The organism is Algicella marina, from assembly GCF_009931615.1.
Lineage (GTDB): Bacteria > Pseudomonadota > Alphaproteobacteria > Rhodobacterales > Rhodobacteraceae > Algicella > Algicella marina.
The window spans coordinates 2,415,948-2,428,294 of record NZ_CP046620.1; the positions used below are offsets into that span (position 1 = coordinate 2,415,948).

Genomic DNA, 12,347 nt, shown 5'->3' on the forward strand with positions numbered 1-12,347 from the left:
GATGTGTCGCACGCAGGTAGGCATTTCGATTACCCGGCAGGTAGTGCCCAGATTACCTTGTCACTTGGCAGGGTGAGGTCGGTCCCGATTCCGGAAATTCGCCATACCAAACCCATATCAAATCCATACCAAACCCATATCGGCTCCCGCCTCACATCCGGAAGACGCCAAACCGCGTCTCCTCCACCGGCACATTCAGGCTGGCGGCAAGCGCCAGCGAAAGTACGGCGCGCGTGTCTGCCGGGTGAATTATCCCGTCATCCCAAAGCCTTGCACTGGCATAGAGCGGGTGGGACTGCTCCTCAAACTGGTCGAGCACCGGCTGCTTGAAAGCCGCCTCGTCCTCGGCACTCCATGTGTCGCCGCTCCGCTCGATCCCGGCCCGCTTCACATCCGCCAGCACCCCCGCCGCCTGGGCACCGCCCATCACCGAAATACGCGAATTTGGCCATGAAAACAGGAAGTTGGGCGAATAGGCCCGCCCCGCCATCCCGTAATTTCCGGCGCCATAGGAGCCACCCACCAGCACCGTGATCTTCGGGCAGGCGGTCGTTGCCACCGCCGTCACCAGTTTCGCCCCATGCCGCGCGATCCCGCCATGCTCGGCCTTCGATCCGACCATGAAACCCGAGATATTCTGAAGGAAAATCAGAGGGATACGTCGCTGCGCACACAGCTCCACAAAATGCGCCCCCTTCTGCGCGCTGTCCGAGAACAGCACGCCATTATTGGCAATGATCCCAACGTGATAACCGTCGATATGCGCGAACCCGCACACCAGCGTCTCGCCGAACCGCGCCTTGAATTCATCGAACCGCGAGCCGTCGACCAGCCGCAAGATCACCTCGCGGATGTCGTAAGGCGTGCGCAGATCGGCCGGCACGATGTCGAGCAGTGTTGCCACATCATGTTGAGGCGGCTCACTTTTTTCCCGCGCCGCCTGATGTGCGGCTCCCAGATGCCGCACCGCCTCCCGCGCCAGTGCCAGCGCGTGCGCATCGTCCTCGGCAAGGTAATCGGCCACACCCGAAAGCCGCGTATGCACATCCCCTCCGCCCAGATCCTCGGCACTCACCTCCTCACCCGTCGCCGCCTTCACCAGCGGCGGCCCGGCGAGGAAGATAGTCCCCTGATTTTTCACGATAATCGAGACATCCGCCATCGCTGGCACATAGGCCCCACCTGCCGTGCAGGAACCCATCACCACCGCGATCTGCGCAATCCCCTTCGCGCTCATCCGCGCCTGATTGTAGAAGATCCGCCCGAAATGATCCCGATCGGGAAACACCTCATCCTGGTTCGGCAGATTTGCGCCCCCGGAATCAACGAGATAGACGCAAGGCAGCCCGCATTGCTCCGCGATTTCCTGCGCCCTTAAGTGCTTCTTAACCGTGATGGGATAATAAGTACCCCCCTTCACCGTGGCATCATTGGCGACCACCATCACCAGCCGCCCCTGCACGCGCCCGACGCCCGCGATCACCCCACCGCACGGTGCCGCGCCATCGTACATCCCGTGCCCGGCGAACGTGCCGATTTCCAGAAACGGTGCACCGGCATCCAGCAACCCTGCCACCCGGTCGCGCGGCAGCATCTTTCCGCGGAAAACATGGCGGTCGCGGGCTCTCTCGCCACCCCCGGAAATCGCAATTTCCGCGGCCGTTTCAACGGCTTGCAGCGCCTCCAGATGCGCCTCGGCCGTCACGCGCGCACCCCCTGCGGGATGGTGGGCGGGGCGTCCCGCCGAAGGCGGCAGCGTCCGCCCATCATCCCATCCCCTTCATCAGCTCGCGCCCCACCAGCATCCGCCGGATCTCCGACGTGCCCGCCCCGATCTCCATCAGTTTGGCATCGCGCATGATCCGGCTCAGCGGGCTGTCGTTCAGATACCCCGCGCCGCCCATCGCCTGCACACCCTGAACCGCCATTTCCATCGCCTTTTCAGAAGCATAGAGCACACAGGCCGCCGCGTCCTGCCGTGTGACTTCGCCCCGGTCGCAGGCCTTCGCAACCTCATACACATAAGCCCGTGCCGAGTTCATGGCCGTGTAGATATCGGCGATCTTGCCCTGCATCAGTTGAAAGTTGCCAATGGGTTGGCCGAACTGCTTGCGCTCCGCCATGTAGGGCATGATGTGGTCCAGCACCGACGCCATGATCCCCAGCCCGATGCCCGACAGCACCACCCGCTCGTAATCCAGACCCGACATCAGCACCGCCACGCCCCGGCCCTCCTCGCCCAGCACGTTCTCGAACGGCACCTCCACGTCGTCGAAGGTGATCTCGGCCGTGTTGCTGCCCCGCATCCCCAATTTGTCGAAATGCGGCCCGACGGAGAATCCGGTCATCTCCTTCTCGATCAGAAACGCGGTAATTCCCTTTGATCCCGCGGACTTGTCAGTTTTGGCATAGACGACCAGAACACTCGCATCCGGGCTGTTGGTGATCCAGTATTTCGATCCGTTCAGCACGAACCGGTCATTGCGCTTCTCCGCGGCTAGGGTCATCGACACCACGTCCGATCCCGCCCCGGCTTCGCTCATCGCCAGTGCGCCGACATGCGCGCCGGAGATCAGCTTCGGCAGATATGCCTCCCGCTGCGCCTCGGTTCCGTTCAGCGCGATCTGGTTGACGCAGAGGTTCGAATGCGCGCCGTATGACAGACTCACCGAGGCACTGGCCCGTGCGATTTCCTCCACCGCCACCACATGCGCGAGGTATCCCATTCCGGCCCCGCCGAACCGCTCGGGCACGGTGATGCCCAGCAGGCCAAGCTCGCCCATCTCGGCCCATAAATCGTTCGGAAACAGGTTGTTGCTATCAATCTCGGCGGCCATTGGTGCCACGCGCTCCTGCGCCCAGCGATGCACCATGTCGCGCAACGCCCCGACATCCTCGCCAAGGCCGAACCGCATTGATTGCGTGAACATTTCCGTTCCTCCCGGATCACAACTGAACACATGTTCAGTTCTTGATCAACCCCCGCCGGTCGCCAGCCACAGCCGCGCCGTATCGTAGCCGTTCTGCCGCAGAACCGCGAGTGGCACCTGCAGTTCGGCCATGCTCATTTGCGGCTTGCGTGCCAGTATCCAGCCGAAATCGCCCGCCGGCTCACCGATCACCGCCACATCATAGGCCGGAGAGACATACAACACCCACCAGTCACCCTCCAGCGGCGGCACCTCGGTGAAGCTCACGAGGAACTGGCCGCCCTGCACCTGCCGGCCATAGCCCTCGATCGTCCGCACCCCATCGATCTTCTGGCAGGTATTGCGAATGCCCATCAGTCCGTCCGGGCGCGGAAAATACTCTGCCGCCACCGCCCGGCACTCCTTCTCGAACCAGTTCGGGAACCGGGCCACCTCGTACCAGACACCGTGGTAACGCGACACGTCGAACTCGTTCACGGCCCGTATCTCGAAGTCCTGATCGCGGTAATTTCCATTCAGGCCGCACGCCGAGAGCGCCACCACCAGCAATATCCACATGTTGCGCATTCGTGCGCCTCCTCTTCCGCCGTATCTCACCGCCCTTTTCACCGGCGGGAGGGCTGACTATAAGCTTGCGCGTAACCAGAGGATACGCCCATGCGCCGCGCAACGCTCTCCCGCAACACCAGTGAGACAGAGATCAGTGTTTCCATCAACCTTGATGGCACCGGTTCCTACAACAATTCCACCGGGGTAGGCTTCTTCGACCACATGTTGGATCAACTCGCCCGCCACGCTCTGATCGACATGGAGGTCAGCGCCAAGGGCGATCTGCACATCGACGACCACCACACCGTAGAAGATGTGGGCATCGCCCTCGGCAAGGCGCTGACACAGGCCGTGGGCGACAAGAAGGGCATTCGCCGCTACGGCTCCTGCCTCCTGCCGATGGACGATACAATGGTGCGCGCCGCGCTCGATCTCTCCGGTCGGCCCTACCTCGTCTGGAAAGTGGAATTCACTGCGGAGCGGATCGGAACTTTCGATACTGAACTCGTGCGCGAATTCTTCACCGCCTTCGCCACGCACGGCGGCATCACCCTCCATGTCGAGAAACTGGACGGCATCAATTCCCACCATATCGCCGAAGCCGCCTTCAAATCCGTCGCCCGCGCCCTACGCGACGCTCTCGAGACAGACGCCCGCAAGGCCGATGCCATCCCTTCCACCAAGGGCACGCTTTCGGAATGATCACGGCCATCATCGACTATGAGAGCGGAAACCTGCGCTCCGCCGAGAAATCCTTTCAGCGCATGGCGGCGGAAGGTAACCGGGGCGAGATCGTCGTCACCGCCGATCCGGCCCAGGTAAGGCGCGCGGACCGCATCGTCCTGCCCGGCGTCGGCGCGTTCGACGATTGCCGCCAGGGGCTGGAGGCGCGGGAGGGTCTGAAAGAAGCGATCTTCGCCCGTGTGCTTGAGGACGGCACCCCGTTTCTCGGCATCTGCGTCGGTATGCAACTCATGGCCACCATCGGGCAGGAGCATGGAATGGATTCGCCCGGGTTCGGATGGATTCCCGGCCCCGTCTCTGCTCTCGCACCCTCCGATCCGGCGCTGAAGGTGCCGCACATGGGCTGGAACGCATTGCAAAATCTGCGCTCCCACCCTGTGCTGGAAGGCATCGCACCCGGCGACCACGCCTATTTCGTTCACTCCTTCCACCTCGCGGCGGAAAAGCCGGAGCAGATCATGGCGGAGGTCGATTACGGTGGCCCCGTGACAGCCGCCGTTGGCCGAGACCAGCTTTTCGGAACCCAATTCCACCCGGAGAAGAGCCAGCAGACCGGCCTCCGACTCATCGCCAACTTCCTTGACTGGAAGCCGTGAAAGACGGGCCGAAAGCAATCGCTACCACGCCCCTCATTCACACCAGGACCGCAATGCACCCGTCACGGAATCAAGGCGCGTTACGCGCTGCCGTGCAGGCACCATCCCGTGGGCCGGCGATGGCACGGCCCCGGCTGGCGGTACGACACTAATTCCGCTCGAACACCCTCCGCCACTCCAGTATCTCATACCCCGCCCGCAAACCGGTCGGCCAGAAAGGGTCCTCCCGCACCAATGCCTCCACCGCCTCGCGCCCGGGAGCCTCTACCAGCCACAGGCCGGAACGAATGCATCCATCCTCCCCCACCAATGGCCCGGCCGACAGAACGGCACCGCTGCTCTCAAGAAACTTCAGATGCGCGGCCATGTGCGACGCTCTTAACTCACCCTTGCCTTCCGCATCCTCGAAAATCACCGCGTATTGCATCCCGCACTCCCCTCTGTTCGAAGAACAGACTAGCTTGCAGCAACCAACAGTTGATTCAGGGATTTCGCAGGCTTAACCTGCAATTATGCAGGATATCGCCTGGGATGATCTTAAAGTGCTTCTCGCGCTGATGCGCGACGGCTCCTTCTCGGCGGCCGGCAAGTCCCTTGGCCTCAATGAAACCACCACCACCCGCCGCCTGGACCGCCTGGAGAAAGCTCTCGGCTCCCGCGTCATGGACCGGCGGCGCGGCGCTTTCAGCCTCACCGAAGCCGGCGAAACTCTCCTCGCTCATGCCGAGCGGGCGGAGCGCGAACTGCTGGACGCTTTTCGCAGCCTCGAAGGGCAAGACGCGAGGATCGCCGGACGTGTCCGCATCACCGCCGTTCCCGTTCTCGTCAACCGGGTCTTCGCCCGCGCCCTACCGGCGCTGCTCAACCAGCATCCGGCACTGGAAATCGACCTCGTTTCCGAAAGCCGCAATCTGAACCTCTCGCGTCGGGAGACCGACATCGCACTGCGCCTCTCCCGTCCGGAGAGCGAAATGACCGCCCTCGCCCAGAAGATCGGCAGCCTCAAATACGGTATCTTCGTGCAGCGCGGCAAGCGCATGGCCTCACTGCCATGGGTGACCTATGGCGATGTCATGGGCCACCTGCCACAGAACGCCTGGATCGCCCAGCATTCGAAAGATCCCCTGGCCAAGGTGCAGGTCAACGATGCCGAAGGGCTGATCGCCTGCGCCTCACGCGGCATCGGCAAGGTTCTGCTTCCCGAACTCGTCGGTCGCAGCGTGGCCGAACTTGAAGAACTCCACCTTCCCTGCGACCTCAGCCGCGAAGTCTGGATGATCGTTCACCCCGATCTTCGTCGCCTCGCCCGGATCGAGGCGACGATGGATTGGATCAGGCGTATCCTTGCCTGAGGATGTTTCGGACCCGGATCAGTTTATCCGCGTCCAGTTCTGGCCCCGGCAGAACACCGCCACACAGCCCTCGACCTTCAGCACATTGCCCGAAAGCGCCATGTTGGAGCGATAGGTCTTGTCATCGTCCGGCGCCCAGATAGTGCCCTTGTGCCATTTCCCGGCCCCGTTCGGCTGCATGTCCTTGATGATCGCCTTGCCCACAATAGCCTTGTTGTCCGTTCCCACCGCCTTGTTGATCACGCCGCAGGTTTTGGCCGTGTCATAGCTGCAAGGCCCGATCCGGACTTCCAGATGCGCACCCGCATCCGATGTTTCCGTCTTCCACGTTCCGTTCACGTCCTGCGCCAGCACCGGGCTTGCGGTCAGAAGCGCCGCCACAATGTATTTCAGCATGTCAGTCTCCCTGTTTTGTGTTTTTTCAGTGATCGTGATGTGGTGCCATGTCCTGGGTCAAGCCTGACGTGGCGGCGGGATCGCCCCTTTTCTTTCCGGCCGCGAATTGCTTAAAGGCGGCAAACATCCACGGAGCGCCCGATGATCCTCTACCCAGCAATTGATCTCAAGGATGGCGCCTGCGTGCGCCTCTACAAAGGCGAGATGGATCAGGCGACGGTCTTCAACGACAATCCGGCAGCACAGGCGAAGGCTTTCGAAGACGCGGGTTGCGAATGGCTCCACCTCGTCGACCTCAATGGCGCTTTCGCCGGCGCACCAGTCAATGGCTCGGCAGTGGAGGCAATCCTAGCCGCCATCTCAGTCCCTGCCCAACTCGGCGGCGGCATCCGGGACATTGCCACCATCGAAACCTGGCTGGCAAAGGGACTGGCCCGCGTGATCCTCGGCACCATCGCCGTGCGCGACCCGGAACTCGTGAAACAGGCGGCCCGCGCCTTCCCCGGAAAGATCGCCGTTGGCATCGACGCCAGGGACGGCATGGTCGCCGTCGAGGGGTGGGCAGAGACGACCGACATCGCCGCACTCGACCTCGCCCGAAAGTTCGAGGACGCGGGCGTGGCCGCAATCATCTACACGGACATAGACCGTGACGGTGCGATGCAGGGCCCGAACGTCACGGCCACCGCCGACCTGGCCAATGCGGTCTCGATTCCCGTCATCGCATCCGGCGGTGTCTCCTCGCTTGATGACCTGCGCGCCCTCAAGAACAGCGGCGCGGCGCTCGACGGTGCGATATCCGGCCGCGCACTTTACGACGGCCGGATATCGGTGGCAGAGGCGGTCAGCCTGCTGAAGGCCTGAGCCCTCTCAGGCTTCGCGCCCGCGCTCAATGCGCGCATATTGCCGGGCACGGCCGTCGCTTTCCGCGCGCGGCTGGCGAAGGACGGCGCGCGTCGCCGGATGGCTGCCCGCCGGTCCGTTGCTTTTCTGGATACGGGTGTACTCGCGAAGCTCTGGCCGTGTTTCGGTCTTCTGAACCATGACGATCCTCCTGCTTGCTTTCATCCCACCGCAACAGCGGCGGGAGGCCACTCTAACACACCTCACGTGGTTTCGCACAGCGCCCACGTCAACCACTGCGTCGACATCTTCACAATGCGCCATTCACCGCGTATGAAGCGGCGGAACCCCGCCCAAGGAGCCCACCCGTGCTCAAGACCCGCATCATCCCCTGCCTCGACGTCAAGGACGGACGCGTCGTCAAGGGCGTCAACTTCGTCGACCTGATCGACGCGGGCGACCCGGTGGAGGCCGCAAAGGCCTACGATGCCGCCGGGGCAGACGAACTCTGCTTTCTCGATATCGCCGCCACGCAGGAAAACCGCGGCACCATGTATGAGGTCGCCCGCCACACTGCCGAGCAATGCTTCATGCCGCTCACAATCGGCGGTGGCGTCCGCACGCCCGAGGATGTGCGCCAACTCCTCCTCGCCGGGGCGGACAAGGTCTCCTTCAACTCCGCCGCCGTGGCCGACCCTTCCGTCATCTCCCGCGCGGCCGAAAAATTCGGCACTCAGTGCATCGTGGTGGCCATCGACGCCAAGACCGTCTCGGACGGCAAGTGGGAAATCTTCACCCACGGCGGCAGCCGCCCGACCGGCATCGACGCGGTGGACTTCGCCCGTGAAATGGAACGCCGTGGCGCCGGTGAGATCCTTCTGACCTCGATGGACAGGGACGGCACGCGCGCCGGCTTCAACCTGCCCCTCACCCGCACCATCGCCGATGCCGTGCGCATCCCGGTCATCGCCTCGGGCGGCGTCGGCACGCTCGACCACCTTGTCGAAGGCGTCACGCAGGGCAACGCCAGCGCCGTTCTCGCCGCCTCGATCTTCCACTTCGGCGATCACACCATCGGCGAGGCCAAGGCCCACATGGCCGCCGCCGGCATCCCCGTGAGGCTGACATGAGCGACATTCTCCGCGATCTCGCCGCCACGATCGAGGCCCGCAAGGGCAGCGACCCGGCGGCCTCCTACACCGCCTCGCTGCTGGCCAAGGGTCGCTCCAAATGCGCCGAGAAATTTGGCGAGGAAGCGGTGGAAGCAATCATCTCCGCCGCCGAGGGCGACCGGGAAGGGCTGACGGGCGAAGCGGCGGACGTGCTCTACCACCTCCTCGTCCTGCTCGCCGCATCGGACGTGCCGCTGGAAGACGTCCTAAGCACCCTTGCCACCCGCAAGGGCACCTCCGGCCATGCCGAGAAAGCCGCACGCAAAGGCTGAGTTTGCCAATTGCAGAAGCCGAAACCCTTCTGTATACCCCGCAACAGGCACCCGTAGCTCAGCTGGATAGAGCGCTGCCCTCCGAAGGCAGAGGCCAGAGGTTCGAATCCTCTCGGGTGCGCCATTTCACTTTCGGCAGTTGAAAATCCCTCCAACACCTTGAAGGGGAAAGAAAAAATCGGGGTTCGAACTCCCTGATTTCGGCTGTATCGGACAGGCTCCGAAAATGCCAGTCACAGCACTGTTTTTTGCCACTCAATACGACCATTTTGCCAGATATTCCAAGGGCTTGACAGGAAGCGCAGCGCGAGTTCGAACGACTCCTCCAGAGTGTTCTTCGGCTTGCCCCCAGTAGCTACACGTTCTTCGAGCAGCGCCTTCTCGCTTTCGAGCTTGCCGATACGCTTCAGCGCTGCCGCCCATGCGCAGCGTGCGGCTGACTTCCTGCATGGCTTGCAGCCCGTGATTGAGGAAGATCAAAGCGAAGCAGTCGCCGCGTAAGGCAGCTCAACTTTAGAAAAATTTTCGGCTGGCCGTCAGGCCAGCCGAGCTAGATGTGTCGGAAGTCAATCATCAACTTTTGCTAGCCCATGACGCTTGGCTATCTCGACAAGAATGATTTCTAGTTTGACCGTATCAGACTCATCGTAGGATTCTTGAGGATGCCAATTTCCATACATGTAAGAATGAACGGCACCAGAAGGTCCGCCACGCATTGCTTCAACGGTAAGTCCTTCGTTCTCCAGTCTCTCAATCAATCGCTCAGCAGCGACCGGATTGAAATCCTCTCCAAAATGCAAAAGGAACCTTCCATTCGACTCTGCAAGTGCGTCTTCGTCTGACACAGACTCCAAAGCAATTACACTAAACGCCGTATCCGCCTCTACACTCTGAGGGAGCGTGTAGACAGCAAGCGTTGAAACCAAACAAAGAATCATGCGCTTAGAGCAACTCAGCAAAGGAACAGCCTCCATCTATGGTCTTGGGAGCGAGGACATTCCCCACCGCAAGCTCCCGCCATGCCGTGAACGCTTCCTCGCTCAACTCTTCGGCATCGAGGAAATAGATGCCCGACATCACGCGTCCGCCCATCACGGCCGCCTCGCCGCCGCCGATGGCCGCAGCCTCCACGCCATTCTCCCTGCCGACGCGAAACATCAGCCGCCGCCGCCCGTCCTTCTCCCGGTGGGCCCCGGCCACCATGTGACCGTTCACCATGAAGCAGGTGCCGCCCATCATCTTCTGTTCCCGCAGGTCCGGCAATCCGGCCAGCGCCTCACGCAGCCGGGTATTCAGAGCCTCGTCCACAGCCATTGCTCAAGCCTCTCTACGAGACGCCACAAAGGGCACACCCTGGCGGTTCAGCAGGAACAGCCCGATGACCGTCACGGCACCCGCCATATTGACCACCAGCCCGGCGGGCCACAGGCAGGCCAGCGACGCCATGGCCAGCAACAGACGCATCCCCCAGCCGATGGGCCGCTCCATGCAGCCCTGGATAGCCCCCGCCAGCCCGTAGATGCCAACCACGGCGAAGCCGAAGACGGTCAGCATCGCCCCCCAGTCTCCGGACAGCAGCGGCGTGTAGGCAAACAGCACCGGCACGATGTACAGACCCTTGGCCAGCTTCCAGCTGGCCACCCCGGTTGCCATCGCCGGGCTCTTGGCGATGGCGGCGGCGGTGAAGGCAGCAAGTGCCACCGGAGGCGTCACGTTGCTGTCCTGGCTCAGCCAGAAAATGATCATATGCGCCGACAACAGTGCCGCGACGGCCGCTTCCGGCCCCACCGTCAGGTCGCGTAGCGGTGCCAGCACCTCCAGCGGCAGTCCGCCGATGAGCCCCGCGGCCTGCGCCCGTTCCATCGGCGCGCCCAGCAACGCCATCGCCTCCGGCGCACCCAGCATCAGCACCGCCTTGGCATCATCCGCCAGCGTTCCCGCCACCAGCGCGTCGATGACGATCCGGTCGGAAATCATCCCCGCCAGTGCCGGGGCGGAGAGCGTTGCCAGTACGATGTAGGCCGCCGTCACCGGCAGCCCCATGCCGAGGATCAGGCTTGCCAGTCCGATCAGCACGATGGCCAGCAGGATATTGCCATTGGCCCAGTTGGCGATCATCAGGCTGAACGTGTTGCCAATGCCTGCTGTGGCGATGACGTTGACGATCAGACCCACCGCGCACAGCAGTACCGCCGTCAGCACCATGCTGCGCGTGCCCATCGCCAGCGCCTCGAACACCGCCTTCGGCCCCATCCGCGTCTCGGTCAGCCAACTGGACGCGACGACGGCAAGGATACCGAACACGGCGGCGTAGGCGGGCGTGTAGCCGGACACCAGCATGCCGATAAGCAGTGCGATCGGCAGCACGAAGCTGGCTCCGCCCTTGCGAAACGCGCCCCAAAGGGTCTGCCCCTCGCTGGCCATCGGCGCCAGCGCCAGCCGCTTCGCCTCGATCCGTACGAAGAAGGCGACCGAAAGAAAATAGAGCAGCGCCGGCAGCGCCGCGACGGCGACGATTGTCTCATAGGAAATCTGTGTCAGGCTCGCCATCACGAAGGCGCCCGCACCCATGATCGGCGGCATCAACTGGCCGCCCGTCGAACTGGCGGCCTCCACACCGCCGGCGAATTTCGGCTCGAAACCAGCCTTCTTCATCAGCGGGATGGTGATCACACCGGTGGACGCGGTGTTGGCGACGGCACTGCCGGAAATCGTACCCGTCAGGCCGGAAGCGATCACCGCCACCAGCCCCGGCCCGCCGACCAGCCGTCCCGCCACCGCGCGGGCGAGATTGATGACGAAATCGCCCGCGCCGGACCGGATGAGAAAGGCCCCGAAGATGATGAACAGAAACACGTAAGTAGAGGAGATGCTGGCAATCGAGCCGAACATCGCATCATCCCCGAATGCGGACCGGAAGGCGACAGTTTCCAGGCTCAGGCCGGGAAACGAAAAGATACCGCCCACATATTTGCCCCAGAACGTCACATAGGTCAGCGCAATCAGGATCAACGCCGGAATCACGAGGCCGGTCAACCGTCGGGTCAGTTCTATGGCACCGAAGATGCAGATGCCGATGGCGATCCAGTCCAGCGCCACGAGCTTGACGCCCCGGTCGTAAATCGCGTTCTCCGCCTGCCCGAGGTAGAGCGCCGACAGAGCGATGGCCCCGCCGAGAACAAGATCCGGAATCAGCGTCAGGCCGGGCCGCGACTTCAGCATCGGATGCATGAACGCGGCAAGGAAGGCAAAGCCCGCGTAATGAAAGGAGTTGCGCTCCAGGTCGGAGAAGAACTGAGGCAGCCTTACGTCAACGACGGGAAGCGTCAGCGGTGTGACGGCGATATATAGATGCGTCAGCGCGAAGGCCGCGGCGAAAATGCTCAGCGCAATGCCGAAGAGGCCCGGTGCGGCCCGTTGCCCGGTCCCTTCGTCGACAAGGGGATCGGCCATGAAAACCTCCGAGGGAATGGTGAAACTGCGGGAAAGAGGA

The 12,347-nt window shown here is 62.8% G+C and carries 15 protein-coding genes and 1 tRNA gene; 7 read left to right on the forward strand and 9 right to left on the reverse strand.

The window, feature by feature from the left end; translation table 11 throughout:
* Positions 1–151 precede the first annotated feature (151 nt).
* The 3 genes from GO499_RS11985 to GO499_RS11995 form a co-directional block, all read right to left on the reverse strand.
* The gene (locus tag GO499_RS11985) at positions 152–1,705 is read right to left on the reverse strand and encodes a carboxyl transferase domain-containing protein (RefSeq protein ID WP_161862399.1); all 1,554 of its coding nucleotides are present in this window, start codon (positions 1,703–1,705) and stop codon (positions 152–154) included.
* Between the two features lie 61 nt (positions 1,706–1,766).
* Positions 1,767–2,930, reverse strand: coding sequence for an acyl-CoA dehydrogenase family protein (locus GO499_RS11990; RefSeq protein ID WP_161862400.1), 1,164 nt, complete (start codon positions 2,928–2,930; stop codon positions 1,767–1,769).
* A 45-nt stretch (positions 2,931–2,975) separates the two neighbouring features.
* Positions 2,976–3,497 (reverse strand): lipocalin family protein, encoded by a 522-nt coding sequence (locus GO499_RS11995; protein ID WP_161862401.1) that lies wholly within the window; start codon positions 3,495–3,497, stop codon positions 2,976–2,978.
* A 90-nt stretch (positions 3,498–3,587) separates the two neighbouring features.
* On the opposite strand from GO499_RS11995, the gene hisB reads away from it, so the two are divergent.
* Complete coding sequence (gene hisB, locus GO499_RS12000; RefSeq protein ID WP_161862402.1) at positions 3,588–4,181, forward strand: imidazoleglycerol-phosphate dehydratase HisB; 594 nt, start codon at positions 3,588–3,590, stop codon at positions 4,179–4,181.
* A complete protein-coding gene (gene hisH / locus GO499_RS12005; protein WP_161862403.1) occupies positions 4,178–4,819 on the forward strand; it encodes an imidazole glycerol phosphate synthase subunit HisH in 642 nt (213 codons plus the stop codon). Before hisB ends, hisH begins: the two co-directional genes overlap by 4 nt.
* A 148-nt stretch (positions 4,820–4,967) precedes the next feature.
* Here hisH and GO499_RS12010 read toward each other — a convergent pair whose 3' ends face one another.
* The gene (locus tag GO499_RS12010) at positions 4,968–5,246 is read right to left on the reverse strand and encodes a YciI family protein (RefSeq protein ID WP_161862404.1); all 279 of its coding nucleotides are present in this window, start codon (positions 5,244–5,246) and stop codon (positions 4,968–4,970) included.
* 85 nt (positions 5,247–5,331) lie between these two features.
* Between GO499_RS12010 and GO499_RS12015 the strand changes: the two genes are divergently transcribed.
* Positions 5,332–6,171 (forward strand): LysR family transcriptional regulator, encoded by an 840-nt coding sequence (locus GO499_RS12015; protein ID WP_161862405.1) that lies wholly within the window; start codon positions 5,332–5,334, stop codon positions 6,169–6,171.
* An 18-nt stretch (positions 6,172–6,189) separates the two neighbouring features.
* Here GO499_RS12015 and GO499_RS12020 read toward each other — a convergent pair whose 3' ends face one another.
* A complete protein-coding gene (locus GO499_RS12020) occupies positions 6,190–6,567 on the reverse strand; it encodes a DUF2147 domain-containing protein (RefSeq protein WP_161862406.1) in 378 nt (125 codons plus the stop codon).
* Positions 6,568–6,708: 141 nt separating this feature from the next.
* Between GO499_RS12020 and hisA the strand changes: the two genes are divergently transcribed.
* Positions 6,709–7,431: a 1-(5-phosphoribosyl)-5-[(5-phosphoribosylamino)methylideneamino]imidazole-4-carboxamide isomerase gene (hisA, locus tag GO499_RS12025; protein ID WP_161862407.1), complete on the forward strand. Its 723-nt coding sequence runs from the start codon at positions 6,709–6,711 to the stop codon at positions 7,429–7,431.
* Positions 7,432–7,437: 6 nt separating this feature from the next.
* Here the strand turns inward: hisA and GO499_RS12030 are convergent, their stop codons facing one another.
* Entirely contained in the window at positions 7,438–7,611 is a 174-nt protein-coding gene (locus GO499_RS12030) for a hypothetical protein (protein ID WP_161862408.1), read from the reverse strand.
* Between the two features lie 167 nt (positions 7,612–7,778).
* On the opposite strand from GO499_RS12030, the gene hisF reads away from it, so the two are divergent.
* The 3 genes from hisF to GO499_RS12045 all read left to right on the forward strand — a co-directional run bounded on the left by hisF (position 7,779) and on the right by GO499_RS12045 (position 8,978).
* Positions 7,779–8,540: an imidazole glycerol phosphate synthase subunit HisF gene (gene hisF / locus GO499_RS12035; protein ID WP_161862409.1), complete on the forward strand. Its 762-nt coding sequence runs from the start codon at positions 7,779–7,781 to the stop codon at positions 8,538–8,540.
* A complete protein-coding gene (locus GO499_RS12040) occupies positions 8,537–8,854 on the forward strand; it encodes a phosphoribosyl-ATP diphosphatase (RefSeq protein WP_161862410.1) in 318 nt (105 codons plus the stop codon). Before hisF ends, GO499_RS12040 begins: the two co-directional genes overlap by 4 nt.
* Before the next feature lie 47 nt (positions 8,855–8,901).
* Positions 8,902–8,978: transfer RNA gene (locus tag GO499_RS12045), tRNA-Arg, on the forward strand.
* Positions 8,979–9,420: 442 nt separating this feature from the next.
* Here GO499_RS12045 and GO499_RS12050 read toward each other — a convergent pair.
* The 3 genes from GO499_RS12050 to GO499_RS12060 are packed head-to-tail and all read right to left on the reverse strand — an operon-like array spanning position 9,421 to position 12,307.
* A complete protein-coding gene (locus GO499_RS12050; RefSeq protein ID WP_161862411.1) occupies positions 9,421–9,828 on the reverse strand; it encodes a hypothetical protein in 408 nt (135 codons plus the stop codon).
* Entirely contained in the window at positions 9,797–10,168 is a 372-nt protein-coding gene (locus GO499_RS12055; protein ID WP_161862412.1) for a TfoX/Sxy family protein, read from the reverse strand. The genes GO499_RS12050 and GO499_RS12055 overlap by 32 nt, the downstream gene beginning before the upstream one ends.
* A 3-nt stretch (positions 10,169–10,171) precedes the next feature.
* Entirely contained in the window at positions 10,172–12,307 is a 2,136-nt protein-coding gene (locus GO499_RS12060) for a TRAP transporter permease (RefSeq protein ID WP_161862413.1), read from the reverse strand.
* Positions 12,308–12,347 lie beyond the last annotated feature (40 nt).

Excerpts from the sequence above, each read along its gene's own strand:
- hisA (WP_161862407.1), top strand. The coding sequence starts at position 6,709 with ATGATCCTCTACCCAGCAATTGATCTCAAGGATGGCGCCTGCGTGCGC.
- GO499_RS12055 (WP_161862412.1), bottom strand. The coding sequence starts at position 10,168 with ATGGCTGTGGACGAGGCTCTGAATACCCGGCTGCGTGAGGCGCTGGCC.
- hisH (WP_161862403.1), top strand. The coding sequence starts at position 4,178 with ATGATCACGGCCATCATCGACTATGAGAGCGGAAACCTGCGCTCCGCC.
- GO499_RS12015 (WP_161862405.1), top strand. The coding sequence starts at position 5,332 with ATGCAGGATATCGCCTGGGATGATCTTAAAGTGCTTCTCGCGCTGATG.
- GO499_RS12040 (WP_161862410.1), top strand. The coding sequence starts at position 8,537 with ATGAGCGACATTCTCCGCGATCTCGCCGCCACGATCGAGGCCCGCAAG.
- GO499_RS12060 (WP_161862413.1), bottom strand. The coding sequence starts at position 12,307 with ATGGCCGATCCCCTTGTCGACGAAGGGACCGGGCAACGGGCCGCACCG.
- GO499_RS11990 (WP_161862400.1), bottom strand. The coding sequence starts at position 2,930 with ATGTTCACGCAATCAATGCGGTTCGGCCTTGGCGAGGATGTCGGGGCG.
- hisB (WP_161862402.1), top strand. The coding sequence starts at position 3,588 with ATGCGCCGCGCAACGCTCTCCCGCAACACCAGTGAGACAGAGATCAGT.
- GO499_RS12010 (WP_161862404.1), bottom strand. The coding sequence starts at position 5,246 with ATGCAATACGCGGTGATTTTCGAGGATGCGGAAGGCAAGGGTGAGTTA.
- GO499_RS12030 (WP_161862408.1), bottom strand. The coding sequence starts at position 7,611 with ATGGTTCAGAAGACCGAAACACGGCCAGAGCTTCGCGAGTACACCCGT.
- GO499_RS12020 (WP_161862406.1), bottom strand. The coding sequence starts at position 6,567 with ATGCTGAAATACATTGTGGCGGCGCTTCTGACCGCAAGCCCGGTGCTG.
- GO499_RS12050 (WP_161862411.1), bottom strand. The coding sequence starts at position 9,828 with ATGGAGGCTGTTCCTTTGCTGAGTTGCTCTAAGCGCATGATTCTTTGT.
- GO499_RS11995 (WP_161862401.1), bottom strand. The coding sequence starts at position 3,497 with ATGCGCAACATGTGGATATTGCTGGTGGTGGCGCTCTCGGCGTGCGGC.